The sequence below is a fragment of the Pseudomonas sp. LRP2-20 genome, assembly GCF_024349685.1.
Classification (GTDB): domain Bacteria; phylum Pseudomonadota; class Gammaproteobacteria; order Pseudomonadales; family Pseudomonadaceae; genus Aquipseudomonas.
Map to the genome: position 1 here is coordinate 4,405,580 of NZ_AP025944.1, position 26,576 is coordinate 4,432,155.

22 protein-coding genes and 7 tRNA genes are annotated in these 26,576 nt (G+C 63.0%); 7 read left to right on the forward strand and 22 right to left on the reverse strand.

From position 1 onward, the window contains the following. Nucleotides 1-26 precede the first annotated feature (26 nt). The 4 genes from leuB to leuC all read right to left on the reverse strand — a co-directional run bounded on the left by leuB (nucleotide 27) and on the right by leuC (nucleotide 4,165). Nucleotides 27-1,109, reverse strand: a complete 1,083-nt coding sequence (leuB, locus tag OCX61_RS19700) for a 3-isopropylmalate dehydrogenase (protein WP_261941015.1) — start codon at nucleotides 1,107-1,109, stop codon at nucleotides 27-29. A 54-nt stretch (nucleotides 1,110-1,163) separates the two neighbouring features. Then, nucleotides 1,164-1,928, reverse strand: coding sequence for a class I SAM-dependent methyltransferase (locus OCX61_RS19705; RefSeq protein ID WP_261941016.1), 765 nt, complete (start codon nucleotides 1,926-1,928; stop codon nucleotides 1,164-1,166). 162 nt (nucleotides 1,929-2,090) lie between these two features. Continuing rightward, nucleotides 2,091-2,735 carry a 3-isopropylmalate dehydratase small subunit gene (leuD, locus tag OCX61_RS19710; protein ID WP_027919154.1) on the reverse strand — a complete coding sequence of 215 codons (645 nt, stop codon included), beginning with the start codon at nucleotides 2,733-2,735 and terminating at the stop codon, nucleotides 2,091-2,093. Continuing rightward, nucleotides 2,732-4,165 (reverse strand): 3-isopropylmalate dehydratase large subunit, encoded by a 1,434-nt coding sequence (leuC, locus tag OCX61_RS19715; RefSeq protein WP_085675566.1) that lies wholly within the window; start codon nucleotides 4,163-4,165, stop codon nucleotides 2,732-2,734. The genes leuD and leuC overlap by 4 nt, the downstream gene beginning before the upstream one ends. A 131-nt stretch (nucleotides 4,166-4,296) precedes the next feature. Between leuC and OCX61_RS19720 the strand changes: the two genes are divergently transcribed. Next, nucleotides 4,297-5,175 carry a LysR family transcriptional regulator gene (locus OCX61_RS19720; protein WP_261941017.1) on the forward strand — a complete coding sequence of 293 codons (879 nt, stop codon included), beginning with the start codon at nucleotides 4,297-4,299 and terminating at the stop codon, nucleotides 5,173-5,175. Nucleotides 5,176-5,236: 61 nt separating this feature from the next. After that, nucleotides 5,237-8,533, forward strand: a complete 3,297-nt coding sequence (locus OCX61_RS19725) for a PAS domain S-box protein (protein WP_261941018.1) — start codon at nucleotides 5,237-5,239, stop codon at nucleotides 8,531-8,533. A gap of 62 nt (nucleotides 8,534-8,595) precedes the next feature. Here the strand turns inward: OCX61_RS19725 and OCX61_RS19730 are convergent, their stop codons facing one another. The 12 genes from OCX61_RS19730 to gltX form a co-directional block, all read right to left on the reverse strand. Next, a complete protein-coding gene (locus OCX61_RS19730; protein WP_261941019.1) occupies nucleotides 8,596-9,039 on the reverse strand; it encodes an Hsp20 family protein in 444 nt (147 codons plus the stop codon). A 171-nt stretch (nucleotides 9,040-9,210) separates the two neighbouring features. Next, the gene (locus tag OCX61_RS19735) at nucleotides 9,211-10,182 is read right to left on the reverse strand and encodes a tRNA dihydrouridine synthase (protein ID WP_261941020.1); all 972 of its coding nucleotides are present in this window, start codon (nucleotides 10,180-10,182) and stop codon (nucleotides 9,211-9,213) included. Nucleotides 10,183-10,233: 51 nt separating this feature from the next. Continuing rightward, nucleotides 10,234-10,668, reverse strand: a complete 435-nt coding sequence (locus OCX61_RS19740) for an acyl-CoA thioesterase (RefSeq protein WP_085675562.1) — start codon at nucleotides 10,666-10,668, stop codon at nucleotides 10,234-10,236. Nucleotides 10,669-10,836: 168 nt separating this feature from the next. Continuing rightward, a complete protein-coding gene (locus tag OCX61_RS19745; RefSeq protein WP_261941021.1) occupies nucleotides 10,837-11,670 on the reverse strand; it encodes an alpha/beta hydrolase in 834 nt (277 codons plus the stop codon). A 24-nt stretch (nucleotides 11,671-11,694) separates the two neighbouring features. After that, nucleotides 11,695-12,234 (reverse strand): TetR/AcrR family transcriptional regulator, encoded by a 540-nt coding sequence (locus tag OCX61_RS19750; RefSeq protein ID WP_261941022.1) that lies wholly within the window; start codon nucleotides 12,232-12,234, stop codon nucleotides 11,695-11,697. Nucleotides 12,235-12,407: 173 nt separating this feature from the next. Further along, nucleotides 12,408-12,483 (reverse strand) — tRNA-Glu (locus OCX61_RS19755). 42 nt (nucleotides 12,484-12,525) lie between these two features. Next, nucleotides 12,526-12,601, reverse strand: a tRNA-Ala gene (locus OCX61_RS19760). Nucleotides 12,602-12,664: 63 nt separating this feature from the next. Then, nucleotides 12,665-12,740: transfer RNA gene (locus tag OCX61_RS19765), tRNA-Glu, on the reverse strand. A 42-nt stretch (nucleotides 12,741-12,782) separates the two neighbouring features. Continuing rightward, nucleotides 12,783-12,858 (reverse strand) — tRNA-Ala (locus tag OCX61_RS19770). Nucleotides 12,859-12,911: 53 nt separating this feature from the next. After that, nucleotides 12,912-12,987, reverse strand: a tRNA-Glu gene (locus OCX61_RS19775). Between the two features lie 72 nt (nucleotides 12,988-13,059). Next, nucleotides 13,060-13,135 (reverse strand) — tRNA-Ala (locus tag OCX61_RS19780). Nucleotides 13,136-13,424: 289 nt separating this feature from the next. Beyond that, complete coding sequence (gltX, locus tag OCX61_RS19785) at nucleotides 13,425-14,906, reverse strand: glutamate--tRNA ligase (RefSeq protein ID WP_261941023.1); 1,482 nt, start codon at nucleotides 14,904-14,906, stop codon at nucleotides 13,425-13,427. A gap of 143 nt (nucleotides 14,907-15,049) precedes the next feature. Between gltX and OCX61_RS19790 the strand changes: the two genes are divergently transcribed. Continuing rightward, nucleotides 15,050-16,105: an HlyD family secretion protein gene (locus OCX61_RS19790; protein ID WP_261941024.1), complete on the forward strand. Its 1,056-nt coding sequence runs from the start codon at nucleotides 15,050-15,052 to the stop codon at nucleotides 16,103-16,105. Continuing rightward, the gene (locus OCX61_RS19795; RefSeq protein WP_510177789.1) at nucleotides 16,095-17,645 is read left to right on the forward strand and encodes an MDR family MFS transporter; all 1,551 of its coding nucleotides are present in this window, start codon (nucleotides 16,095-16,097) and stop codon (nucleotides 17,643-17,645) included. The genes OCX61_RS19790 and OCX61_RS19795 overlap by 11 nt, the downstream gene beginning before the upstream one ends. Nucleotides 17,646-17,780: 135 nt before the next feature. Here the strand turns inward: OCX61_RS19795 and uvrB are convergent, their stop codons facing one another. Then, nucleotides 17,781-19,796: an excinuclease ABC subunit UvrB gene (uvrB, locus tag OCX61_RS19800; protein WP_261941025.1), complete on the reverse strand. Its 2,016-nt coding sequence runs from the start codon at nucleotides 19,794-19,796 to the stop codon at nucleotides 17,781-17,783. 287 nt (nucleotides 19,797-20,083) lie between these two features. Between uvrB and OCX61_RS19805 the strand changes: the two genes are divergently transcribed. Together OCX61_RS19805 and OCX61_RS19810 are read left to right on the forward strand one after the other, a co-directional pair. After that, entirely contained in the window at nucleotides 20,084-21,280 is a 1,197-nt protein-coding gene (locus OCX61_RS19805; protein ID WP_261941026.1) for an amino acid aminotransferase, read from the forward strand. 62 nt (nucleotides 21,281-21,342) lie between these two features. After that, nucleotides 21,343-21,418, forward strand: a tRNA-Asn gene (locus tag OCX61_RS19810). A 346-nt stretch (nucleotides 21,419-21,764) separates the two neighbouring features. Here OCX61_RS19810 and OCX61_RS19815 read toward each other — a convergent pair. The 5 genes from OCX61_RS19815 to OCX61_RS19835 all read right to left on the reverse strand — a co-directional run bounded on the left by OCX61_RS19815 (nucleotide 21,765) and on the right by OCX61_RS19835 (nucleotide 25,241). Next, nucleotides 21,765-22,181, reverse strand: coding sequence for a cupin domain-containing protein (locus OCX61_RS19815; RefSeq protein ID WP_261941027.1), 417 nt, complete (start codon nucleotides 22,179-22,181; stop codon nucleotides 21,765-21,767). Between the two features lie 105 nt (nucleotides 22,182-22,286). Next, the gene (locus tag OCX61_RS19820; RefSeq protein ID WP_261941028.1) at nucleotides 22,287-22,847 is read right to left on the reverse strand and encodes a DUF1285 domain-containing protein; all 561 of its coding nucleotides are present in this window, start codon (nucleotides 22,845-22,847) and stop codon (nucleotides 22,287-22,289) included. Nucleotides 22,848-22,857: 10 nt separating this feature from the next. After that, the gene (locus tag OCX61_RS19825; RefSeq protein ID WP_261941029.1) at nucleotides 22,858-23,463 is read right to left on the reverse strand and encodes a DUF4823 domain-containing protein; all 606 of its coding nucleotides are present in this window, start codon (nucleotides 23,461-23,463) and stop codon (nucleotides 22,858-22,860) included. Nucleotides 23,464-23,529: 66 nt separating this feature from the next. Then, on the reverse strand, nucleotides 23,530-24,498 hold the full coding sequence (locus tag OCX61_RS19830) for a GTP 3',8-cyclase MoaA (RefSeq protein ID WP_261941030.1): 969 nt from the start codon (nucleotides 24,496-24,498) through the stop codon (nucleotides 23,530-23,532). 107 nt (nucleotides 24,499-24,605) lie between these two features. Further along, complete coding sequence (locus OCX61_RS19835) at nucleotides 24,606-25,241, reverse strand: TetR/AcrR family transcriptional regulator (protein WP_261941031.1); 636 nt, start codon at nucleotides 25,239-25,241, stop codon at nucleotides 24,606-24,608. Between the two features lie 71 nt (nucleotides 25,242-25,312). Here OCX61_RS19835 and OCX61_RS19840 point away from each other — a divergent pair, with 71 nt between their 5' ends. Beyond that, nucleotides 25,313-26,446 carry an aminotransferase class V-fold PLP-dependent enzyme gene (locus OCX61_RS19840; protein ID WP_261941032.1) on the forward strand — a complete coding sequence of 378 codons (1,134 nt, stop codon included), beginning with the start codon at nucleotides 25,313-25,315 and terminating at the stop codon, nucleotides 26,444-26,446. Nucleotides 26,447-26,576: the final 130 nt, after the last annotated feature.

The window sequence follows — 26,576 nt, forward strand, 5'->3', positions numbered from 1 at the left end:
GAATTTTTGGTGGCGGGCCAGAGAGATTACAGATTCCGCAGCGCTGCGACTACTGCGTCGCCCATTTCCTGCGTGCCTACTTTGTCGCAGCCGGCCGACCAGATGTCACCGGTACGCAGGCCCTGGTCCAGAACGACGCTGACCGCCTTCTCGATCGCCTCGGCCGCCGCCTGCTGGTTGAAGCTGTAACGCAGCATCATCGACACCGACAGGATAGTCGCCAGCGGGTTGGCGATGCCCTGCCCGGCGATGTCCGGCGCCGAACCGTGGCAAGGCTCGTACATGCCCTTGTTGTTGGCGTCCAGGGATGCCGAAGGCAGCATGCCGATGGAACCGGTCAGCATGGAAGCTTCATCCGACAGGATGTCACCGAACATGTTATCGGTCACCACCACGTCGAACTGTTTCGGCGCGCGGACCAGCTGCATGGCGGCGTTGTCGACGTACATGTGGCTCAGTTCGACGTCCGGGTAGTCCTTGGCCACCTCTTCGACCACTTCGCGCCACAGCTGGCTGGAGGCCAGGACGTTGGCCTTGTCCACCGAGCACAGCTTCTTGCCACGCACGCGGGCCATGTCGAAGCCGACACGGGCGATACGGCGCACTTCGCTTTCGCTGTACGGCAGGGTGTCGTAGGCCTGGCGCTCGCCACCTTGCAGCTCGCGCTGGCCACGCGGGGCACCGAAGTAGATACCGCCGGTCAGCTCACGGACGATGAGGATATCCAGGCCCGAAACGATTTCCGGCTTCAGCGAGGAAGCATCGGCCAGTTGCGGGTAGAGGATGGCCGGGCGCAGGTTGGCGAACAGGCCCAGTTGCGAACGGATTTTCAGCAGGCCGCGCTCCGGGCGGATGTCACGCTCGATCTTGTCCCACTTCGGGCCGCCCACGGCGCCCAGCAGCACAGCATCGGCCTTGCGGGCACGCTCCAGGGTTTCGTCGGCCAGCGGCACGCCGTGCTTGTCGATGGCGGCGCCACCGATCACGTCGTGCTCAAGGCTGAAGCCGAGCTGGAACTTGTCGTTGGCCAGCTCCAGCACCTTGACCGCCTCGGCCATGATTTCCGGGCCAATGCCATCACCTGGGAGAATCAGAATCTGCTTGCTCATGCTTTCCTCTATCCATTCACGCGGTGCGGCCAAGCGGGCCCCACCGAAAAATTCTCAACGCTCGGCCCACAACACCAGCACGTCGGTGCTGAACGAGCCATCGGCCTCGATCTGGTAATACTGCCGTACTTCTTCGCCCATGGCTTGCTGCAATTGGCGGATGGCAACGCGCATCGGCTCCGGGGTGCGCATGCGCTCGACCCAGCTGGCAAACTCCAGGCGCAACGGCTGGCGCGTGTGGCTGCGCACGTGCAGGCCGGCTTCGCTGACCTGGCGCTGCCATTCGGCGGCGGAGTAGTCCCGCACGTGACTGGTGTCGCGCAGCACTTCGACGGTTTGCAGGTAGGTATCGAGCAACGGGCTGCCCGGCGACATCACGTCGATGAACGCTGCCACGCCACCTGGCTTGAGCACCCGGCGCACTTCACGCAGGGCCACGCCGAGGTCGCTCCAGTGGTGCGCCGAGTAGCGGCTGAAGACGAAATCGAACGAAGCATCGGCGAACGGCAAACGTTCGGCGGCACCGCATTCGGTGGTGATATTGCCCAGGCCGCGCTCGCTGGCGGCACTGGCGACCACGTCGAGCATCGATTGCGAGAGGTCGTAGGCGACCACCTCGGCAACCAGTGGCGCAACGTGAAAGCTGACATGACCGGCACCGCAGCCCAGGTCCAGCACGCGCGCACCACCCTGCCCCGCCAGCTCGGCCTGCAGCAGGGCGAATTCGCTGCCTTGGGCGTGCACGGTGCTGCTGAGGTAAGCGTTGGCCTGTTCGCCGAACTGACGTTGGACCACATCGGTGTGGGTGGTGCTGGTCATGACTGAGTCCTTTTGATTTTCGTTGCCTGTTCCGGCCCTTTCGCGGGCAAGCCCGCTCCCACAGTTACAGCGCAGCCCTCAGGGCTTGTGATATGCCTGTGGGAGCGGCGGTTCGGCGCCCCGACTTGCCCGCGAAGAGGCCGGAACCGTCACCTACCTGTTTCAGGCGTCCCGAAACAGCCAAGGCTGGCTGGCGCGGTGCTTGCCTTCGAATGCCTTGATCGCATCACTGTCCTGCAAGGTCAGGCCGATGTCGTCCAGGCCATTGAGCAGGCAGTGCTTGCGGAACGCGTCGATCTCGAAGTGCAGCACCTTGCCATCCGGGCGGGTCACCGCCTGCGCCTGCAGGTCGATGGTCAGCTGGTAGCCTGGGTTGGCTTCGACCTGCTTGAACAGCTCGTCGACTTCCTCGTCGCTGAGGATGATCGGCAGCAAACCGTTCTTGAAGCTGTTGTTGAAGAAGATATCGGCGAAGCTTGGCGCGATCACGCTGCGGAAGCCGTATTCATCCAGCGCCCAAGGGGCGTGCTCACGGCTCGAACCGCAGCCGAAGTTCTCCCGCGCCAGCAGCACGCTGGCACCTTGGTAACGCGCATGGTTGAGCACGAACTCCTGGTTCAGCGGGCGCTTGCTGTTGTCCTGGTACGGCTGGCCGACATCCAGGTAACGCCACTCGTCGAACAGGTTGGGGCCGAAACCGGTGCGCTTGATCGACTTGAGGAACTGCTTGGGGATGATCTGATCGGTGTCGACGTTGGCACGATCCAACGGCGCGACGAGACCGGTGTGCTGGGTAAAGGCTTTCATGCTGCGCTCCCTTGGATCAACTCGCGGACATCGATGAAGTGGCCGGTCACCGCGGCAGCGGCAGCCATGGCCGGGCTGACCAGGTGGGTACGACCACCGGCCCCCTGACGGCCCTCGAAGTTGCGGTTGGAGGTGGACGCGCAGTGCTCGCCGCTTTCCAGGCGGTCCGGGTTCATCGCCAGGCACATCGAGCAGCCAGGTTCACGCCATTCGAAACCCGCCTCGAGGAAGATCTTGTCCAGGCCTTCACGCTCGGCCTGGGCCTTGACCAGGCCCGAGCCAGGCACCACCAGCGCCTGCTTGACCGTCGCGGCGACCTTGCGGCCCTTGGCAATTGCGGCGGCAGCGCGCAGGTCTTCGATACGCGAGTTGGTGCAAGAACCGATGAACACGCGGTCGAGCTTGATGTCGGTGATTGCCTGGTTGGCGGCGAGGCCCATGTACTTCAGGGCGCGCTCGATCGAACCACGCTTGATCAGGTCTGGCTCGGCGGCCGGGTCCGGCACGCGCTGATCCACGGCCAGCACCATCTCCGGCGAAGTCCCCCAGCTGACTTGCGGCTTGATCTGCGCAGCGTCGAGCTCGACCACGGTGTCGAACACGGCATCGTCGTCGGAAACCAGGTCCTTCCACGCTTCGACGGCACGCTTCCAGTCCTCGCCCTTCGGCGCATAAGGGCGGCCTTCAACATAGGCCACGGTGGTGGCGTCGGTCGCCACCAGGCCAACCCGGGCACCGGCTTCGATCGACATGTTGCAGATGGTCATGCGGCCTTCCATCGACAATTCGCGGATGGCGCTGCCGGCGAACTCCATGGCGTGGCCGTTACCACCGGCGGTGCCGATCTTGCCGATCACGGCCAGCACGATGTCCTTGGCGGTGACGCCGGCCGGCAACTGGCCTTCGACACGCACCAGCATGTTCTTCATCTTCTTGGCGACCAGGCACTGGGTGGCGAGCACGTGCTCCACCTCGGACGTGCCGATGCCATGGGCCAGGGCACCGAAAGCGCCGTGGGTGGAGGTGTGCGAGTCGCCGCAGACCACGGTCATGCCCGGCAAGGTGGCGCCCTGCTCGGGGCTGATGACGTGGACGATGCCCTGGCGCTCGTCGTTCATCTTGAATTCGACGATGCCATATTCGTCACAGTTCTCATCGAGGGTCTGCACCTGCAGGCGCGACACCTGGTCGACGATGGCCTCGATGCCGCCCTTGCGCTCTGGCGTGGTCGGCACGTTGTGATCCGGGGTGGCGATGTTGGCATCGATGCGCCACGGCTTGCGGTTGGCCAGGCGCAGGCCTTCGAAGGCCTGGGGCGACGTCACTTCGTGAATGATATGGCGGTCGATGTAGATCAAGGACGAGCCGTCATCACGGCGCTTGACCTCATGGGCTTCCCAGAGTTTGTCGTAGAGCGTTTTGCCAGCCATCAGACTGTTCCTCATCAGCGTCTTTCTATGCCAAAGACCCCTTGGCTTGTACGGACGATGCTATGGGGTTAGATTGAATAACTCAAATTCATAATTTTTATGCTTTGGATAACCAACAGGAATTCGACACCGTGGACCTGGCCAACCTGAGTGCCTTCATCGCCATTGCCGAGACTGGCAGCTTTTCCGGTGCCGGCGAACGCCTGTTCCTGACCCAGCCGGCCATCAGCAAACGCATCGCCGGGCTGGAGCAGCAACTGGATGTGCGCCTGTTCGACCGCCTGGGTCGCGAGGTCACCCTGACCGAAGCCGGCCGCGCCCTGCTGCCGCGCGCCTACCAGATCCTCAACGTCCTCGATGATACCCGACGGGCGCTGACCAACCTCAACGGCGAGGTGAGCGGTCGCCTGACCCTGGCTACCAGCCACCATATCGGCCTGCACCGCCTGCCGCCGCTGTTGCGGGCATTCACCCGCCAGCACCCCGCCGTGGCCCTGGATATTCAGTTCATGGATTCGGAACAGGCCTACGATGAGATTCTCCATGGCCGCGCTGAAATCGCCGTCATCACCCTCGCCCCCGAGCCGCACCACCTGGTCAGGGCCGTGCCGGTGTGGGACGACGCCCTGGATTTCGTGGCGGCGCCCGAGCATCCGCTGGCCAGCAACCACGCGGTCAGCCTGGCCGACGTCGCCCGCCACCCGGCGGTATTCCCCGGCGGCAACACCTTCACCCACCACATTGTGCAGCGCCTGTTCGAAAGCCAGGGCCTGACGCCGAACATCGCCATGAGCACCAACTACCTGGAAACCATCAAGATGATGGTATCGATCGGCCTGGCCTGGAGCGTGCTACCCCGGACCATGCTGGATGATCAGGTTGCACCCATCGCTTTGCCCGGCATACAGCTGTCGCGCCAGCTAGGCTACATTCTGCACACGGAGCGAACGCTATCGAACGCTGCAAGGGCCTTCATGGCCCTGCTCGACAGCCACGCAGGGTCCGCCTGACCGGTCGTCAGCTCGGCATTTCCAACTCAAGGACGCGTCACACGCCAAAGGTCTGGTACCAATGCCCAAATCAGCAAATCGCTTTCCGCGCCTGCCGCGCATCCCTGCGGCCGACCCACAGGAATCGGAGCAGGCGTGGCAGAACGCCCCGCAGTTGCTGGCCGCGCTCAATGGCGCACGCCTGGGCGCCTGGCTATGGGATATCGACACCGGCCGCATCAGCTGGTCACGGGGTACCCAGGCGCTGTTCGGCTTCGACCCGCAACGCCCGTTGCCCAACGACATCGACTACCTGGACCTGCTGCCAGAGGAAGACCGCGCTCGAACCCGCCAGCTGTTCCACGCAGTGGTCAATGGCGAGCCAGTGGAACAGGCCATGCGCCATCGTATCCGCTGGCCGGACGGTAGCCTGCACTGGCTGGAAATCAACGGCAGCCTGACCCACGACCGCCATGGCCGCCGGCAGATGATCGGGGTGATCCGCGAAATCACCCGCCAGCGTGAACGGGAAACCGCGCTGATCAACTCGGAAAAACGCTTCGCCACGCTGTTCCACCTGAGCCCCAACGCCATTTTGCTGAGCCGCCGCCAGGACGGCATGATCATCGAGGTCAACCAGCACTTCGAAGACATGTTCGGCTGGCCCGGCGGCCAGGTGATCGGCAAGACCAGCATCGAACTGGGGCTGTGGGTCAACCCCGAACAACGCCATCAGGTCATCGAGGCCACCCGCAGCAACCACGGCCCGGCGATCATGGAGGTGCAGTTCCGCGCCAGCACCGGCAAGCTCCACGACGGCATCCTGTGCACCCAGAGCATCGACATGGAGGGCGTCACCTACCTGATCAGCACCTTCGTCGACACCACTGAACGCAAACGCGCCGAGCAGGCCCTCAAGGACAGCCAGGAGCGCCTCGACCTGGCGCTGGACTCGGCGCAGCTGGGCACTTGGGACTGGCACATCCCCAGCGGCATGCTCTACGGCTCGGCCCGCGCCGCGCAACTGCACGGGCTGGACCCGGTCCCCTTCCATGAATCGTTCGATTCGTTCTTCGAAGGTGTGCCAGAGCATGAACGTGCCAGCATGCGCCAGGCCTACCGCAGCCTGCGAGAAGGCCCGGCCGGCAATTACCAGATCACCTACCGCGTGCAGCTGGAAAACGGCGCCTCGCGCTACATCGAAAGCCGTGCACGCCTTTATCGCGACGACCAGGGCAACCCGTTGCGCATGGCCGGCACCTTGCTCGATATCACCGAACAGGTGGAACGCGAACAGCGCCTGAGTGCCTCGGAAGAGAAGTTCGCCAGCCTGTTCCAGGTCAGCCCCGACCCGATCTGCGTGACCCGCCAGGACACTGGCCAGTTCATCGAGATCAACCCGGCCTTCACCCAGACCTTCGGCTGGACTGCCGAGCAGGTAATCGGCCGCACTGCCGAAGAGATCGGCCTGTGGGCCGAGTCGATCGAACGCGCCCAGCGCATCGAACGGGTGATCCGCGAGCAGGCGCTGAGCAATGTCGCGGTGGTGGTCAACCACCGCAATGGCGCGCCGCTGACCTGCGTGATCGCCAGCCGCCTGATCAGCGTCGACGACCAGCCGTGCAGCGTCACCACCTTGCGCGACATCACCCAGCAACAGCGTGCCGAGGCGGCGCTCAAATCCAGCGAAGAGAAGTTCGCCAAGGCCTTCCACTCCAGCCCCGACGCCATCACCATCACCGAACGCCGCAGCGGCCGCTACCTGGAGGTCAACGACGGCTTCTGCCGGCTGACCGGCTACAGCACCGCCGAAGTGATCGGCCGCAGCGTCTATGAAATCGGCATCTGGGCCGACGACAAGCAGCGCAGCGCCTTGCTCGGCGAGCTCAAGGAACGCGGCCGGGTGCACCACCGGGAGATGCTCGGGCGCAACAAGCGCGGCGACATCCTCACCGTGGAGGTGTCGGTGGAGCCGATCAGCCTCAACGAAGTTGACTGCCTGCTGCTGACCGCCCGCGATGTCAGCCAGTTGAAGAACGCCCAGGCGCAGATCCGCCACCTGGCCTACCACGACCCGCTGACCAACCTGCCCAACCGCGCCTTGCTGATGGACCGCCTGAGCCAGCAGATCGCCCTGTTGCGCCGGCACAACCTGCGTGGCGCGCTGCTGTTCCTGGACCTCGACCACTTCAAGCACATCAACGACTCGCTCGGCCACCCGGTGGGCGACACCGTGCTGAAAATCATCACCGCACGGCTGGAGGCCAGCGTGCGCCTGGAAGACACCGTGGCGCGCCTCGGTGGCGATGAGTTCGTGGTGCTGCTCAGCGGCCTGGAAGGCAGCCGCGAAGCGGTGGAAAGCAAGGTCCGCGAGCTGGCTGACACCCTGCGCGAACTGCTGGCCGAACCGATGTCGCTGGACGGCCAGCGCCTGCAGGTGACGCCGAGCATCGGCGTGGCACTGATCCCCGACCACGGCGCGACGCCGGCCGACCTGCTCAAGCGCGCCGATATAGCCCTGTACCGGGCCAAGGATTCCGGGCGCAACACCACCCAGCTGTTCCACACCACCATGCAAAAGGCCGCCAGCGAGCGCCTGCGCATGGAAAGCGACCTGCGCCTGGCCCTGGCCCGTGGCGAGCTGGCCTTGCATTTCCAGCCCCAGGTCGATGCCCGCGACAATCGCATCATCGGTGCCGAAGTGCTGCTGCGCTGGCACCATCCGCAACTGGGCCAGCAACCGCCTGCGCAGTTCATTCAGGTACTGGAAGAAAGCGGCCTGATACTCGAAGTTGGCAGCTGGATCCTCGACGAAGCCTGCGATGCCTGCGCGCGCATGCTGGAAGACCGCCTGATCGACGCCAATGATTTCAGCCTGTGCGTGAACATCAGCCCGCGGCAGTTCCGCCAGAACGACTTCGTCGAGCGGGTGCTGCGCAGCCTGGACGACTACCGCCTGCCGCGGCACATGCTGAAGCTGGAGATCACCGAGGGCATCGTCATCCAGAACCTTGAAGACACCATCAGCAAGATGCGTGAACTCAAGCGCTACGGCGTGAGTTTCGCCATGGACGACTTCGGCACCGGCTACTCCTCGCTGACTTACCTCAAACGCCTGCCGGTGGATGTGCTGAAAATCGACCAGACCTTCGTCCGCGATGCCCCGGAAGACCCCAACGATGCAGAAATTGTCCGCGCCATCGTGGCCATGGCCCGCAGCCTTGACCTTGCAGTGATTGCCGAAGGGGTGGAATTGACCGAGCAACTGGCGTTTCTCGAGCGCCTGGGCTGCCACCTTTACCAAGGCTACCTGCACAGCCGGCCACTGCCGCTGCAGGAGTTCAGGCAGATGCTGATGGAAGCACCGGCGGATTACTGAAACGCAGAAAGGGCACCCGAAGGTGCCCTTTCTTTCATCCTACCGGGCTTGGCCCGAAGGGATCAGTTCAATGCAGGCTGGTCGCCATTGATCGGGATACGCTTGGCCTTGGCTTCTTCCGGCACGATGCGCAGCAGGTCGATGCTGAGCAGGCCGTTGGCCAGGCCCGCCGATTTGACCTCGATGTGGTCTGCCAGGCGGAACGACAGCTTGAAAGCGCGCTGGGCGATACCCTGGTGCAGGTAGGTCACTTCAGCGGTGGCGCTTTCGCGCTTGCCACCGATCACGGTCAGGACGCCCTTTTCGACTTGCAGGTCGAGGTCCTGCTCCTGGAAACCGGCTGCGGCAACCACGATGCGATAGTGGTCATCGCCATGTTTTTCCACGTTGTAGGGAGGGTAGCTGCTACCCGCCTCATTACGTGCCGCGGACTCGAACAGGTCGTTGAAACGGTCGAAGCCAACGGAATGGCGGAACAGTGGAGCGAGAGAGAAAGCGCTAGTCATGGTCATAAACTCCTGAAATTCAGCAAGTAGGTCATTGCGCGACCCGACTTCGGCATCGCGTACTAAAGAGATATGGCCAGCGGGAAAGCTTTCAAGAGGAACGAGGAAAAAATCTTGATTCAGCTTTTGATCTGATGGCCTCTTCGCGGGCAAGCCCGCGAAGAGGCCAGATCAGGCAACACAAGACTCGAAGGAAGTCACCTCAACCCCAAGCAACCGGCTGATGCGGGCGCAATCATCCTCTCGGCGCAATTCGGCAAACAGCACCACTGCCTCGGGATAACTGCGGGTCAGCATCGCCAGCCACTGTTTCATCCGCCCCGGCGCATAGCGCGGCGACAGCTTGGCCTGGGCCTGGCGCCAGAACTCGCGCAGCAACGGCAGCAACTGATCCCAGCTCATCGGCTGGTACTCGCGCCCATCCCGTGCCGCTGCAATCTGCAAGGCCAGGTCCGGACGTGATACCAACCCGCGCCCCAGCATGATGTCCTCGGCACCGCTGACCTCGCGGCAGCGCCGCCAGTCGTCGACGGTCCAGATTTCACCGTTGGCGAACACGGGCACCTGGACCACATCCTGCACCCGCGCCACCCACTCCCAATGGGCGGGCGGCTTGTAGCCTTCAACCTTGGTCCGCGCATGCACCACCAGGTGCGCCGAACCGCCCTCGGCCAAGGCCGTGGCACAATCCAGCGCGCCGTCCGGGCTGTCGAAGCCCAGGCGCATCTTGGAGGTGACCGGGATATGCGCCGGTACCGCGCGCCGCACTTCACGCACGATGGCATGCAGCAGCTCCGGCTCCTTGAGCAGTACCGCACCGCCACGCGACTTGTTCACGGTCTTGGCCGGGCAGCCAAAGTTCAGGTCGATGACCGGCGCACCCAGTTCGCAGGCCAGCGCAGCGTTCTCCGCCAGGCATACCGGGTCCGAACCCAGCAACTGCACGCGCATCGGCACGCCGGCCGCCGTGCGCGCCCCCTGACGCAGCTCAGGGGCGAGCTTGTCGAACGAGGAAGCCGGCAGCAGGCGGTCGCACACGCGGATGAACTCGGTGACGCACCAATCGATGCCGCCCACTCGGGTCAGGACGTCGCGCAGGATGTTGTCGACCAGCCCCTCCATGGGGGCCAGGGCAATTTGCATGTCTGGGTCTCGGCGGAAAAAGGCCGCAGTCTAGCAAAAAAAGCCGCCGTCTCAGCTGCCGATCAGCGCCGGCCCGTAGCCGTCGAGGAATTCGGCCGGCATACGCTTGGGCTTGCCGCTGGACAACTCGATGCAGGCGAAGGTGGTCTGCGCGCGCAGCAAGGTCACGCCGTCGCGCGGGCGCTTGAGCTGAAAGCGCCGGGTCATGCGCAGGCGCTGGTCCCAGTCGATGATCCAGGTGGCCAGTTGCAGCTCATCGTCCTCGTAGCCGGCGGCGAGGTAGTCGATTTCGTGGCGCACCACTGCCATGGCCCGGTCCAGGCGCCGGTATTCGGCCAGATCCAGGCCCAGGCGCTGGGAGTGGCGCCAGGCGCAGCGCTCCAGCCAGGTGACGTAGACCGCATTGTTGGCGTGGCCGAGGCCGTCGATGTCCTCGCTGCCGACGCGCAGGTCGATGATGAATGGCGTTGCCAGGTCCCAGCTCATGCCTGCTTCCTTGAAGGAAAACTGGATTTAGCATGGCCAAGTGGGCAAATGTCCAGCCTTTGTGGTGGATTAGCGGGCCTCTTCGCGGGCAAGTCGGGGCGCCGAACCGCCGCTCCCACAGGTATCGCGCCAGATTCTAAAAATTGAGCAAGACCGTTGCTCCCACAGTCAAGCGCTCTGCCGCGCCGGTGCAGCTGCGCGAGCAAGCAATTCGAGCACCGCCTCGCTCAGACGCGGGTCGGCCAATACGCGCTGGTGCCCACCCTCTTCCAACAGCATCAGGCGGCTGTCGAACCAGGCCTTGTGGATGGCCTGCGCCTCAGCGGCGGGCACCAGTGCGTCATCGGCGGCATGCACCACCAGGCCCGGCAGTTCCAGCTGATAGCCACTGACATCAAGGCGAGCGATCTGCATGCCGACATCCTGCTCGACCTGGCGAATGAAGGCCGCCCTGGCCCGCGCCGGCAAGCCCAGACGATGGGCAAAACCACGCAGCACACCGAGCAGCTGCGCCGGTGCCGCAATGCTCACGGCAGCCTCGGCACGCAGCCCCATCTGCAGCGCTAACAGCACGCTGGCGCCGCCCATGGAATGGCCGATCACGGCACGCAGCGGCGGCAGCTCTGCGGCTGCTTCCAGCAGCGCCCGGGCAAACAGCACCACATGCGCCTGCTGCCCAGGCGAGCGGCCATGGCCCGGGCCTTCCAGCGACACCACGGTGTGCCCGGCCTGCACCAGGGTTTCGATCAATGCCGCAAACTGGGTCGGGCGCCCTTCCCAGCCATGCATCAACAACACCGTCGGCCCCTTGCCCCAGCGCAAGGCCGACAGGCCGAAGCGCAATGTGATGCGCTCGGCGCTGGCCAGCAGTGGCAGCTCCCATTGCCGGGGCGGCAGGTTGCGCGGGGTCATGAAGGCACGGCGCATCTTGCCGGCAACATGCTCGGGGGCCAGTCGGCCGAGGGTGCCATTAACGCCACGAATCCAGCTCAGGGTAGTCATCGCCTTGCTCCAGGATCAGGGGTATCAGAGAACTGCCGACTTGGCGGCACGCAGAATGCGGTCGGACAACTCGCCGGGGCCCAAGGCACGCGCGAGAGCCAGACCACCGATCATCAAAGCCAGATCAGCCAACGCTTTGTCGGCGTCTTCCGGGCGGTCGACCATGGCCGCGGTCATCAGCTCGATATGCTCGGTCAGGACCTCGCGGAAGGCTTCGGGCAGGCGCTGCATTTCGCCGAGCGAATTGGGCAGCGGGCACGCATGCACTTCGGCGTCACGGTGCTTGCGCGACAGGTAGAAAGCGCTGACCAACGCGCGGCGCCCTTCCCCATCCAGGTTTGGGTCGACCTGGGCGAGCAAGGCACGACGTTCGCTCAGCAACTGGCGGAAGGCCTCGAGCATGAGCTCGTCCTTGCTCTCGAAGTGCGCATAGAAACCGCCAACGGTCAGGCCTGCCGCGCCCATCACCTGGCTGACACTCGGCTCGGCCGGGCCATGCTGGATCAACGCGCTGCGGGCCGCTTCAAGGATGCGTTCGCGGGTCTTGCTCTTCTTGTCGCTCATTCGCCGGCTCGCCGATCAAAATATGATGATCGAAATATTATTCTCATCATATTTTTTGGCAAGCAGAATCTGCCACCGCTCGTCGGCATCAGAATTATTGGGAAGGGAGAAAAACAAAAGGCCCATTCAATAAGCGAATGAGCCTTTAAAGTCCCGCAAAACGCGGGTAAAAATGGCGTCCCCTAGGGGACTCGAACCCCTGTTACCGCCGTGAAAGGGCGGTGTCCTAGGCCACTAGACGAAGGGGACGTAACCTTCGCGAAGATTCGAACAATCGAACCCTGGCAGAAATGGTGGAGCTAAGCGGGATCGAACCGCTGACCTCCTGCATGCCATGCAGGCGCTCTCCCAGCTGAGCTATAGCCCCGAAACAAAAGACTCATTCAATATACGAACGAGCCTTTTAAGTCCCGCAAAACGCGGGTAAAAGTGGCGTCCCCTAGGGGACTCGAACCCCTGTTACCGCCGTGAAAGGGCGGTGTCCTAGGCCACTAGACGAAGGGGACGTAACCTTCGTGCCGGTCCGTTTTCACGAACCGCGGCAAAATTGGTGGAGCTAAGCGGGATCGAACCGCTGACCTCCTGCATGCCATGCAGGCGCTCTCCCAGCTGAGCTATAGCCCCAGATTTATAGCCTCTCGGCCCAGCGACATCGCTAAACATCGCTTGTGCAAAACTGGCGTCCCCTAGGGGACTCGAACCCCTGTTACCGCCGTGAAAGGGCGGTGTCCTAGGCCACTAGACGAAGGGGACGAACCTTCTTACCTTCAAGACCCGGTTGCTGGACCCGATCTTGCTCGACAACCTTGGCTGCCAAGCGGAATTTGGTGGAGCTAAGCGGGATCGAACCGCTGACCTCCTGCATGCCATGCAGGCGCTCTCCCAGCTGAGCTATAGCCCCACAATGTCGCTCTGAACAGAAGCGCTGGCTGGGTGCCTGGCGTTTCGTTTTCGTTCATCGCTGTGGACGGGGCGCATATTAAGATCGGATTGCAGGGCTGTCAAACTAAATTTTGAAAATATTCAAAATTTTTTTCACAGATAACAATCACTTACCGCCCTGTCCCACTCAAAACCCGCACACTGAGCCCTGTGGGAGCGGGTTTACCCGCGAATGCGGCGGTGCATGCCCCATCGTATTCGCGGTTAAACCCTCTCCCCCAGCTTCAGCTATCGTTTCAAGAATGCTATCAGGCGATGTTGGCCAGCAGCTTTTCCCATTCCTTGTTTTCTTTCTTCGACACACCACCGAGCAGGTCCAGGGCCTGGCGCAGACGGTAGCGGGTCAGGTCAGGGCCAAGGATTTCCATGGCGTCGAGCACCGATACCGAACTGGCCTGACCGGTAATGGCGGCGAACATCAGCGGCATGGCGTCACGCAGCTTCAGCTCCAGCGCTTCGACCACGGCCTGGATGCAGCCGGTGATGCGCTCTTTCTCCCACTGACGCAGGCTTTCCAGTTTCCACAGGATCAGCTGCATCACCTGGCGTACCTGGTCAGCGGACAGTTTCTTGCTTTCGAACAGCTTGGCATCGAGCTTGAGAGCGCCTTCGAAGAAGAAACCACCCAGCGGGGCGATCTGGCTGAAGGTCTCCACCCGGCCCTGCACATGCGGGGCGATCTTCATCATGTAGTCGCTGTTGAACGCCCACTGCTGCACGCGTGCGGCAAACTCTTCCACTGGCATCTCGCGCAGCCACTGGCCGTTGAGCCAGGACAGCTTTTCGATGTCGAAGATCGGGCCACCCAGGGAGATACGCGACAGGTCGAAGTGCTCGACCATCTCGGCCAGGGAGAACTTCTCACGCTCGTCCGGCATCGACCAGCCCATGCGGCCAAGGTAGTTGAGCATGGCCTCGGGCATGAAGCCCATGCGCTCGTAGAAGGTCACCGAAGTCGGGTTCTTGCGTTTGGACAGCTTGGACTTGTCCGGGTTACGCAGCAGCGGCATGTAGCACAGCTTCGGCTGCTCCCAACCGAAGTACTCGTACAGCTTGATCAGCTTCGGCGCCGAAGGCAGCCACTCTTCGCCACGCAGCACGTGGGTGATGCCCATCAGATGGTCATCGACCACGTTGGCCAGGAAGTAGGTCGGCAGGCCGTCGTTCTTCATCAGCACCTGCATGTCCATGCGGTCCCAAGGAATCTCGACATCGCCACGGAGCATGTCCGGAACCACGCAGATGCCTTCGCTCGGCACCTTCATGCGGATCACGTGTGGCTCGCCAGCGGCCAGGCGGCGCTGGACTTCCTCGGCACTCAGCAGCAGGGCACGGCCGTCGTAGCGCGGGGTTTCACCGCGAGCCATCTGCTCGGCGCGCATCTGCTCCAGCTCTTCGGCGGTGCAGAAGCAGTAGAAGGCGTGGCCGGCATCAACCAGCTCCTTGGCGTACTTGGCGTAGATCTCGCCACGCTCGCTCTGCCGGTATGGGCCATGCGGGCCACCGACATCCGGGCCTTCGTTCCATTCGATGCCGAGCCAGCGCAAGGCGTCGAAGATCTGCTGTTCCGACTCGCGGGTGGAGCGCAGCTGGTCGGTGTCTTCGATACGCAGGATGAACTCACCGCCGTGCTGCTTGGCAAAGCAGTAGTTGAACAGGGCGATGTAGGCGGTGCCGACATGGGGGTCGCCGGTGGGCGATGGCGCGATACGCGTGCGAACGGTGGTCATGGAGAGTCTCGAACGAAAGATGAAACAAAGGCGGGATGTTAGCAGGGAGCAGGCACCGGGCTCCAGCAATGGCGCGAACGTCACTTGTCGACTGGCCATGTGCCGCTGTTAAATTTGATTACATTTCTGGAACGATAGTCCTCATGCCTGCCCAACTCAAACGCCGCCTGGCGATCTTCTTCACCCTGGTGGCCATCATCGCCCTCGCCTTCCTGGCCGAGTGGTATTTCAAAGGCCGCTTCTACGAAAGCACCGACAACGCCTACGTGCAGGGTGAAATCACCCGCATTTCCAGCCAGCTCGGCGCACGCATCGACGAAGTCCGGGTCGACGACAACCAGCACGTGAACAAGGGTGACCTGCTGGTGCGTCTGGAGGTCGCCGACTTCGAACTGGCCGTGGAACGCGCCCGCGCCGCCCTGGCCACCCGCGAGGCCGAGTATGCCCAGGCCCAGAGCCGGCTGACCCAGCAAGGCAGCCTGATCGCCGCCGGCCAGGCTCAGGTTTCAGCCAACCAGGCGACCTTCGACCGCTCGCGCCTGGACCTGAGCCGCGCCGAAAAGCTGCGCAAGCCTGGCTTCGTCTCGGAAGCACAGGTCACTACCCTGTCGGCGGAAAGCCACGTGGCCGGCTCCCAGGTCGACAAGGCCCGTGCAGACCTGCAAAGCCAGCGCCAGCAGGTCAACGCCCTGAATGCCGACCTCAAGCGCCTCGACGCCCAGATCGCCAATGCCCGTGCCGACCTGGCCCAGGCCGAGCTGAACCTGACCCGCTGCGAGATCCGCGCCCCGCTGAGCGGTACCATCGGCCAGCGCAATGCCCGCAATGGTCAGGTAGTGCAAGCCGGCGCCTACCTGCTGTCGATCGTGCCTGATGAAAACATCTGGGTGCAGGCCAACTTCAAGGAAACCCAGATCGGCAAGATGCAGCCCGGCCAGCGTGCCGAGCTGCTGTTCGACAGCTACCCCGACACCCCGATCGAGGGCCGCGTCGACAGCCTGTTCGCCGCGTCCGGCGCGCAGTTCAGCCTGCTGCCGCCAGACAACGCCACCGGCAACTTCACCAAGGTGGTACAGCGCATTCCGGTGAAGCTGACGTTCGCTGCCGACAACCCGCTGCATGGGCGCATTCGCCCCGGCATGTCGGTGACCGCCACCGTCGACCTGCGCCGCGAAGACGAAGGCCACGATGGCCGGTGATCAACTGCTCCGCCCTACTGCGGAGCCGACCCGGCGCGACTGGATCGCGGTGATGAGCGTGATGCTCGGCGCCTTCATGGCGGTGCTGGACATCCAGATCACCAACTCCTCGCTCAAGGACATCCAGGGTGCGCTGTCAGCGACCCTGGAGGAAGGCTCGTGGATCTCCACCTCGTACCTGGTGGCGGAGATCATCATGATTCCGCTGACCGCCTGGCTGGTGCAGCTGCTCTCGGCGCGGCGCCTGGCGGTGTGGGTGTCTGGCGGTTTCCTGCTGTCCTCGCTGCTGTGTTCGATGGCCTGGAACCTCGAGAGCATGATCCTGTTCCGTGCCCTGCAGGGCTTCACCGGGGGCGCGCTGATTCCGCTGGCATTCACCCTGACCCTGATCAAGCTGCCCGAGCACCACCGCGCCAAAGGCATGGCCATGTTCGCCATGACCGCCACCTTCGCCCCTTCGATCGGCCCGACCCTGGGTGGCTGGCTGACCGAGAACTGGGGCTGGGAATACATCTTCTACATCAACATCCCGCCCGGGCTGGTGATGATCGCCGGCCTGCTCTATGGGTTGGAAAAGAAGGAAGCACACTGGGAACTGCTGAAAAGTACCGACTATGCCGGCATTGTCACCCTCGGCGTGGGCCTGGGCTGCCTGCAGGTCTTCCTCGAGGAAGGCCACCGCAAGGACTGGCTGGAGTCCAACCTGATCGTCGGCCTGGCAACCGTCGCCCTGATCAGCCTGATCACTTTCGTCATCCTGCAGCTTTCCAAGCCGCACCCCTTGATCAACCTGCGCATCCTCGGCAACCGCAATTTCGGCCTGTCGAGCATTGCCAGCCTGGGCATGGGCGTAGGGCTTTATGGGTCGATCTACCTGCTGCCGCTGTACCTGGCGCAGATCCAGGGCTACAACGCCCTGCAGATCGGCGAGGTGATCATGTGGATGGGCGTTCCGCAGCTGTTCCTGATTCCGCTGGTGCCACAGCTCATGAAGGTGGTGTCGCCCAAGGTGCTGTGCGCCATCGGCTTCTGCCTGTTCGGTATCGCCAGCTTTGGTTCAGGGGTGTTGAACCCGGACTTTGCCGGGCCGCAGTTCAACCATATCCAGATCATCCGCGCCCTTGGCCAGCCGATGATCATGGTGACCATTTCGCTGATCGCCACGGCGTATATCCAGCCTCAGGATGCCGGGTCAGCTTCGAGCCTGTTCAACATCCTGCGTAACCTGGGCGGTGCGATCGGCATTGCCTTGCTGGCGACCTTGCTGGATGCGCGGACCAAGGTGTACTTCGACTACTTGCGGGAGTCGGTGGTACCGAGCAACCCACAGGTGGCGGAGCGACTGGCACAGCTGGCGGAGCGGCTGGGCAATGACAATGCGGCGCTGGGCAAGCTGAGCGAAATCGCTCATCAACAGGCGCTGATCATGGCGTACAACGATGCCTTCCATTTTGTCGGGATCGGCTTGGCGGTGAGCATGGTGGCGGTGTTGCTGACCCGCAAGCTGCCGGAGGGGTTGAAAGCTGGTGAGGCTCATTAACCTGCACTGGCCTCTTCGCGGGTAAATCGGGGCGCCGAACCGCCGCTCCTACAGGTCTTGCGCAATGGTCAGGGTTGCAGCAATCCTGTGGGAGCGGGCTTGCCCGCGAAGAGGCCAGTGCAGCCAGTAATGAAATCAGCTGGTGATCAGGCGCTCACGCAACTGGGTAATCTCATCACGCAACTGCGCGGCGGCTTCGAACTCCAGGTCGCGGGCAAACTGCATCATCTTCTCTTCCAGCTGCTTGATGCGCTTGGTGATCTCGCCCGGGGTACGCAGCTCGGCCTCGTAGCGGGCGCTCTCTTCCGCCGCCTTGGCCATGCCCTTGCGCTTCTTGCTGCGCGCGCCGGGCACGGTGGCGCCTTCCATGATGTCGGTGATGTCCTTGACCACACCCTTGGGTACGATGCCGTTGGCCTGGTTGAAGGCGATCTGTTTCTCGCGCCGCCGTTCGGTCTCGTCGATGGCGCGTTGCATGGAGCCAGTGATGTTGTCGGCATACAAGATCGCCCGGCCATTGAGGTTACGGGCAGCGCGGCCGATGGTCTGGATCAGCGAGCGCTCGGAGCGCAGGAAGCCTTCCTTGTCGGCATCGAGAATCGCCACCAGCGACACCTCGGGCATGTCCAGGCCCTCGCGCAGCAGGTTGATACCCACCAGCACATCGAAGGTGCCCAGGCGCAGGTCGCGGATGATCTCGACGCGCTCCACCGTGTCGATGTCCGAGTGCAGGTAGCGCACCCGCACATCATGGTCGGCCAGGTAATCGGTAAGGTCTTCGGCCATGCGCTTGGTCAGCGTGGTGGCCAGTACCCGATCGCCCTGATCGACGCGCTTGCGGATCTCCGACAGCAGGTCATCGACCTGGGTCAGCGCCGGGCGCACTTCCACCTGCGGATCGACCAGGCCAGTCGGGCGCACTACCTGCTCTACCACGCGGCCTGCATGCTCGGCCTCGTAGGGGCCTGGGGTGGCCGACACGAAGATGGTCTGGGGGCTGACATCCTCCCACTCGTCAAAGCGCATCGGCCGGTTGTCCAACGCCGACGGCAGGCGGAAGCCGTATTCGACCAGGGTTTCCTTGCGCGAGCGGTCGCCCTTGTACATGGCGCCGACCTGCGGAACGCTGACATGGGACTCGTCGATCACCAACAGCGCATCGGGCGGCAGATAGTCGTAGAGGGTGGGCGGCGGCGCGCCGGCCGGGCGCCCGGACAGGTAACGCGAGTAGTTCTCGATGCCGTTGCAGTAACCGAGCTCGAGGATCATCTCCAGATCAAAACGGGTGCGCTGTTCCAGGCGCTGGGCTTCGACCAGCTTGTTGGCCTTTTGCAGGTACTCGAGCCGGTCCTTGAGTTCTACCTTGATGCCCTCCACCGCCTCCAGCAGGGTTTCCCGCGGGGTCACGTAGTGGCTCTTGGGGTAGAAAGTGAAACGCGGCAGCTTGCGGAAGACCTCGCCGGTCAGGGGATCGAAGGCGGCGATGTTCTCCACTTCGTCGTCGAACAGCTCGATGCGGATGGCCTCGAGGTCGGATTCGGCCGGGAAGATGTCGATCACGTCACCGCGCACACGGAAGGTGGCGCGGGCGAAGTCCATTTCGTTGCGGGTGTACTGCAGGTCGGCCAGGCGGCGCAGCAGCGCACGCTGGTCGAGCTTGTCGCCGCGATCGACGTGCAGGACCATCTTCAGGTAGGTCTCGGGGCTGCCCAGGCCATAGATGCATGACACGGTGGTGACGATGATCGCGTCGCGCCGTTCCAGCAGCGCCTTGGTCGCCGACAGGCGCATCTGTTCGATGTGGTCGTTGATCGAGGCATCCTTCTCGATGAAGGTGTCCGACGACGGCACGTAGGCCTCGGGCTGGTAGTAGTCGTAGTAGGAAACGAAGTACTCCACCGCGTTGTTCGGGAAGAACGCCTTGAACTCGCCATACAGCTGCGCCGCCAGGGTCTTGTTCGGCGCCAGCACCAGGGTTGGCCGCTGCACCTGCTGGATGACGTTGGCGATGCTGAAGGTCTTGCCTGAGCCGGTCACCCCGAGCAGGGTCTGGTGCGACAGGCCCGCGTCGATGCCCTCGACCATCTGGCGGATGGCCTCGGGCTGGTCGCCGGCCGGCTGGAAACGGGTGACGAGCTGGAACTCGGACATGACGGACCTCGCGGTAACGCAGCAACTGTAAATTTAGCCAGTAGTCTATACCCAAATGCGCCCGCCCGGTGGCCGAATCAAGGGCAAGTAGTGAGCGCGCATTACGGTGGACCGGCCAATTCGACCAATGGTCGAAAAAAATTCGCGCAAATTGCCGGAAAACCTGCGCCAGGCTGTCGCAGTGACCGGTCGGTATCACTATACTGACTCCCCGTTTGTGCACCGCTTCAGTGCATTCGGCTGGAGCGTGTACGCCCTATCACTCTCCAATCAGAGCCGAAGTAACAATGAGCCTGTTTTCCGCTGTCGAGCTGGCACCCCGCGACCCTATCCTGGGCCTCAACGAAGCCTTCAACGCCGACCCACGTACCGACAAGGTCAACCTGGGCGTAGGCGTTTACTGCAATGAGGAAGGCCGCATTCCGCTGCTGCGCGCCGTGATCGAAGCCGAGACCCAGCGTGCTGCCCAGCACGCCTCGCGCGGCTACCTGCCGATCGATGGTATCGCCACCTACGACCAGGCCGTGCAGAAGCTGCTGTTCGGTGCCGAGTCGCCACTGCTGGCCGCTGGCCGCGTGGTCACCGTGCAGGCCGTCGGCGGCACTGGCGCTCTGAAGATCGGCGCCGACTTCCTCAAGCGCATTTCGCCGAACGCCGTGGTCGCCATCAGCGACCCGAGCTGGGAAAACCACCGTGCGCTGTTCGAAAGCGCTGGCTTCCCGGTGCAGAACTATCGCTACTACGACGCACCGAGCAACGACGTCAACCGTGCCGGCATGCTCGAAGACCTCAACGCCCTGCCGTCCGGCTCGATCGTGGTACTGCACGCCTGCTGCCACAACCCGACCGGCGTAGACCTGACCCTGGACGACTGGAAAAACGTTCTGGAAGTGGTCAAGGCCAAAGGCCACGTGCCGTTCCTCGACATGGCCTACCAAGGCTTTGGTGACGGCATCGGCGAAGACGCCTTCGCTGTGCGCCTGTTCGCCGAGTCGGGCATGGAGTTCTTCGTTTCCAGCTCGTTCTCCAAGTCGTTCTCGCTGTACGGCGAGCGCGTCGGCGCACTGTCGATCGTCACCGCCTCGAAAGACGAAAGCACCCGCGTGCTGTCGCAGGTCAAGCGCGTGATCCGCACCACCTACTCCAACCCGCCGACCCACGGCGCGACCATCGTCGCCACCGTGCTGAACAGCGCCGAACTGCGCCAGATGTGGGAAGCCGAACTGGGCGAGATGCGCGAGCGCATCCATGGCATGCGCAAGCAGATGGTTGCGCTGCTGGCCGAATACGGGGCCAAACGTGACTTCAGCTTCGTCGGCCGCCAGGTGGGCATGTTCTCGTACTCGGGCCTGACCGTTGAGCAGGTTACCCGCCTGAAGAACGACTTTGGCATCTACGCCCTGGACACCGGCCGCATCGCCGTCGCCGCCTTGAACCAGAGCAACATTCACGTGGTCACCAAGGCTATCGTTGAAGTGCTGTAACTAATTGATTTGTCAGGGGGAGGCTTGACTTCCCCCGGGCAATCGGTAAGATACGCGCAGATTCCGCGATAGCTCAGTCGGTAGAGCAAATGACTGTTAATCATTGGGTCCCTGGTTCGAGTCCAGGTCGCGGAGCCAAACATTGAGAAAGCCCCCGAATGCGTAAGCATCGGGGGCTTTTTCGTTGCCTGCCTGAAGGTTTGTGGCGCCTGTGAGATCGAGCGCCGCCCGCGCGGCGCATCGCGAGCTGCGCTCGCTCCTACGTTTGTTTCGGGCCAGTAACGCCTGTGACAGGCGCGCGCGACCGCCTTGTTGGTACGACACGATATCGAGTCATACGCCAATGCGTCCGCGCGCAAATCCCACAGGATAAACTGGCCCGAAACAAACGTAGGAGCGAGCGCAGCTCGCGATGCGCCGCGCGGGCGGCGCTCGATCTCACAGGCGCTGACCCTCCCCAGCCAAGCCCCTTTCAGCCCCCACATCACTCCCCAAGCAGCTCAGTCACCGGCTTGCCTTCATCCACCAAGCTCCACACCAGCAATTTCGCCGGCCGGCTGTTGCTGGCATTGCGCGAAACGCTGTGCACGGTCCCAGGCGCCTCGTACCAGTACTCCCCCGCCTTGTAGGTCTTTTCCTGTTCGTCGTTGAGTTTCGAGACTACCGCGCCTTCCAGCACATAAGCCATGACGGCACCAGGATGCTGGTGGGCGGGCGATGCCTGCCCGGGGGCGTAGCTGACAGTGAGCATGACGGCTTTCTTGCCAGGCGCATTGGCGGGTTGTTTTTGCTGCAAGACCTTTACCTGATCAGGCATGTCGCCGTGCGCCCAAGCGGCGCTCTGGCCACCGAGCAGACCAGTACTGACGAACAAGGCAAGGCAAAGACTGGAAGGTTTCATGGGGTTTCTCCTGATTGGCAAGTGCCTGCAGGTTAGGCCCGGCGGCACACTGCGCAAACGGCCAATCAGGAGAAAAAACAGGGGGCCAGCCAGCGGCAATCGATCTCAGCAATTGCGCCCGATCGGGTAGAACTCGCCGTGGCTCCAGACCCCGAGCCACTCCTCGCCATCGATCATGCGCGGCACTGCCAGGTCGACCAACTGGTAGAACACATTGCGGTGGATCAGCGCTTCCAGATTCGTGCGCATCAAGACGTAGGGTGATGGCTCCTGGGTGAGCGGATCGATTTCGACCCGCAACGGATTCTGTGGCCCCGCCTCGGCCTCGTCCTCGACATTGCTGGTAAAGCGCAGCACCTGTGCCTCGCCGCTGCCCAGCACCTCCAACGTCACGGCCACGAACGGCGCATCATCGACGCGGATGCCAACCTTCTCCACCGGCGTGATCAGGAAATAATCATCGCCATCGCGGCGAATGATCGTGGAGAACAAGCGAACCATCGGCTTGCGCCCGATGGGTGTGCCCAGGTAATACCAGGTGCCATCGCGGGCGATACGCATGTCGATATCGCCGCAGAAATCCGGGTTCCACAGATGCACCGGCGGCAGCCCCTTGTGCTTGGGAATCTGCGCCAATAAATCGTTGGCCTTGCCGGAATCCGTCATCACCCTGCCCTCACTCGCTCATGCCCAGAAGGCTACGAGCGTACTCGCGCATCGGTGCGCCAAGCAAATCCTGCGGTGACTGGTCGTGGAACGTCAACAAACCGCCACGGCTCTTGATCCGCGCCGTGTCGATCAGGTAGCGCGTGTTGGTCTCGATCAGCATCATCTGCACGACACCGGTGTCCCAACCCAGTCGATCGACAGCCTGTTCGTCATACCACTCATCGCCATTGCCGATGCGGTCGTCCGTGCGGGCGAAGCGGGTGTACAGCACATAATCGGCGCCCACCGATCGGGCCTGGGCAATCGCTTCCTCAAGCCCCAGCGGCCCTTGGGCGCGACGCACCAGCGGGAAATACTCGACGAAGCTCTTGAAGGCCTCCTCGGCCACGACGTTCTGCTTCGGCACCGGGCCCTTGCCTGGCGGCATGAACGCGCCCTGGCCAATGAAGATGAACGAATCGGGCTGCAGGCGAATCGACAGGGTACGACGGGTATCGCTGTGGTCCAGCAAACCGGCATCGCTCATGTGGTAACGGACGCCCTCGCCCATATCGCTGACATTCATGCAACCGCCCAACGCCATCAGCGTCAGCAGCAAGACCAGGCTACGCATCTTTCCTCCAGTGGCCGGTGACGAAAAACCGGCGAATAGCCGGCGGATGCAGCTTTTGCGCCAGCTTCAGCCGCCAATCACCTTCATCACCATCACCCCTCCGGAAAACGCCAGTTCCTGTTTGTCTGCCAGGGCTTTTACCAGCAACCGTTGCAAACCTGGCAGCGCCTGATGACGTGGTTTTTCCAGCAGGTCGCCGACAAAGTGACGATTGCTCGAAGACAGGCAGCCGTGCAGCCAGCCGGTAGAGGACAGCCGCAGCCGCGAGCAGGTACGGCAGAACGGCACGCTTTCGTTGGCGATGACGCCGAACTGGCCGTGCCCGGGGATCCGGTAGCGCAGCGCCGTGGCGTCCAGCGGCGCCTCGACCTGTTGATAGCCATACCTGGTGCCAATCACATCGAGCAACGCATCGAGCCCGACAAACTGCTGCAGGAACGCATTGTTGTCCCGGGCCAGATGCCCCATGCGCATCAGTTCGATGAAGCGCAGCTCGAAGCCACGTGCCATGCAATAGTCGAGCATCGGCAGCACCTGATCGAGGTTCTGGCCACGCATTGGCACCATGTTGACCTTGATGCGCATGCCCATGGCGCTGGCTTTGTCCATGCCTGCCAGCACACTGGCCAGATCACCGCCACGGGCGATGCGGCGGAATGCCTGAGGATCGAGGGTATCGAGGGACACGTTCAGGCGACGAATGCCGGCCGCCTGCAGCTGAGGCAGTTTGCGTGCGAGCAGCTGGCCGTTGGTGGTCAGCGCGATGTCGTCCAGGTCGAGCTTGGCCACCGCCGCCAGAAAGGCATCCAGCCGAGGGCTGACCAGCGGCTCGCCTCCGGTGATGCGCAAACGCTCGATGCCGGCGGCTTCGATGAGGTAGCCCACACCACGCGCCAAGGCCTCCGCCGACAGCTCATCCTGGGCTGCGACCAGGCGCTTGCCGTCAGGCACGCAGTAGCTGCAGGCATAGTTGCAGGCAGCCGTCAGGCTGACGCGCAGGTTGCGAAAACGCCTGCCTTGACGATCGACGATCATGGATGACTCCGGCATGGATGAATCGGGGCTGGCAAAACTTGACTCATGGATCAAGTTTTTGCAAGTCCCCATTTCACGCCAGGCTCACCCGGTGACGACGCGCACCTTCAGTTGGTGGTTTCCGGATCACGCTTGCGCTTGTTGCCCATGCGCACGCCGATGTCCATGAGGAACTGGAAGAAGCCCTCCTGATCCTCCAGCACATTGCTCCAGAACGGCGAGTGGTACAGCGCCACGGCGCCATGCACCAGCGCCCAGGCCGCGCAGTAGTGGAAGTACGGCGGCACGTCTTCGAGCTTGCCTTCGCTGATGCGGCCCTTGATCAGCTGGGTGAGGCGGTCGAAGTTGGACGCGCGGATGCTGTGCAGCTGTTCGACCATTTCCGGCACCTGGTTGCCTTTGACCACCTTCTCTTCCAGGCGGTCGAACAGCCGGTAGCGCTGCGGGTCGCGCATGCGGAACTCGAAGTAGGCGCGCGACAGCGCCTCCTTGTCGCGATCGACATCGGCCGAGTGCAACAGCGCGTTCAAGTCACGCTCATAATCGAGCATCAGGCGCAGGTAGATCTCCGCCTTGGACTTGAAGTGCTTGTAGATCGTACCTTTGCCGATACCCACGGCGTCGGCGATCATCTCGACGGTGACGCTGTCTTCACCCTGTTCGAGGAACAGCTTCAGCGCTGTATCGAGGATTTCCTGTTCGCGACGGCGAAACTCACGGACCTTACGAGGTTCTTTCTGCATAGGAAGGACTGGATGACATTGAAGCGGTTTATTATGCCTAACTTGCAGCAAATTGCACGGATCATCCAACCATGTCTATGTTTCACGATGAGTTCGAACAGGCGCCAGGGCTGCGTTACCTGAACCACGCGGCCATCGCTCCCTGGCCGCGCCGGGCCAGCGAGGCCGTGGCGCGGTTTGCCCGTGACAATGTGCGCCTGGGGGCGAGCGACTACCCGACATGGCTGGCCACCGAACGCAGGCTGCGCGAAAGGCTGGCGCGGCTGATCAACGCGCCCTCCTGGGCAGACATCGCGCTGGTGAAGAACACGTCCGAGGCGCTGTCGCTGGTTGCTTTCGGTCTCGACTGGCAGGCCGGTGACCAAGTGGTGATCAGTGATGAGGAATTTCCTTCCAACCGGGTCGTCTGGGAAGCGTTGGCCAAGCATGGCGTCGAGGTGAACCAGGTGAGCCTTGCCGGGGCAGACCCGGAAGCCGCGCTGCTCGCCGCCTGCGGCCCGCGCACGCGCTTGCTGGCGGTGAGCGCCGTGCAGTTCGCCAGCGGGCTGCGCCTGGACCTGCCTCGCCTCGGCGAGGGCTGCCAGGCTCGCCAGGTGCTGTTCTGTGTCGATGCCATCCAGCAGATTGGCGCCCTGCCCTTCGACGTGCAGCGCTACCGCTGCGATTTCGCCATGGCCGACGGCCACAAGTGGATGTTGGGCCCCGAGGGCCTGGGCTTGTTCTATTGCCGCGCCGCCTTGCGCCCGCAGCTGAAGCTGCATGCCTATGGCTGGCATATGCTGGAACGTCTGGGCGACTTCGAACGCCGCGACTGGCAGCCGGCCCGCAGCGCAAGGCGCTTCGAAAGCGGCAGCCCGAACATGCTGGGCGCGTGCGCCCTGGAAGCCAGCCTGTCATTGCTGGAGGAAATCGGCATGGACGAGGTCGGCCGACAATTGCAGTTGCGGGTCGATCAACTGCTGCAAGGGCTGAACGGTATTCCCGGCTTGCATCTGCATAGTCCTGCTGCCCAGGAAAGACGGGCGGGTATCGTGACCTTCAGCCTTCAGGGGCGGGACAGTGCGGTTATCTACCGAAGCCTGGTGGCGGAGCAGACGATTTGTGCACTGAGAGGGCCCGGTGTGCGATTTTCGCCACATTTCTACACCAGTGGGCAGTTGATCGACGAAGCTGTTCAGCAAGTAAAGCGTCTTGCCATGCGTTGAGGGAGGAAGGGACGGCGGGCGTATTCCAAATCTGTTTAAAAAACGAACAGAGAAGCACTGGCACTGTGCCAAACCTGACCAATACTTGAAGTGTTGGCGCGGCGCATCCCCCCCAAGTGGCGCGCCGATA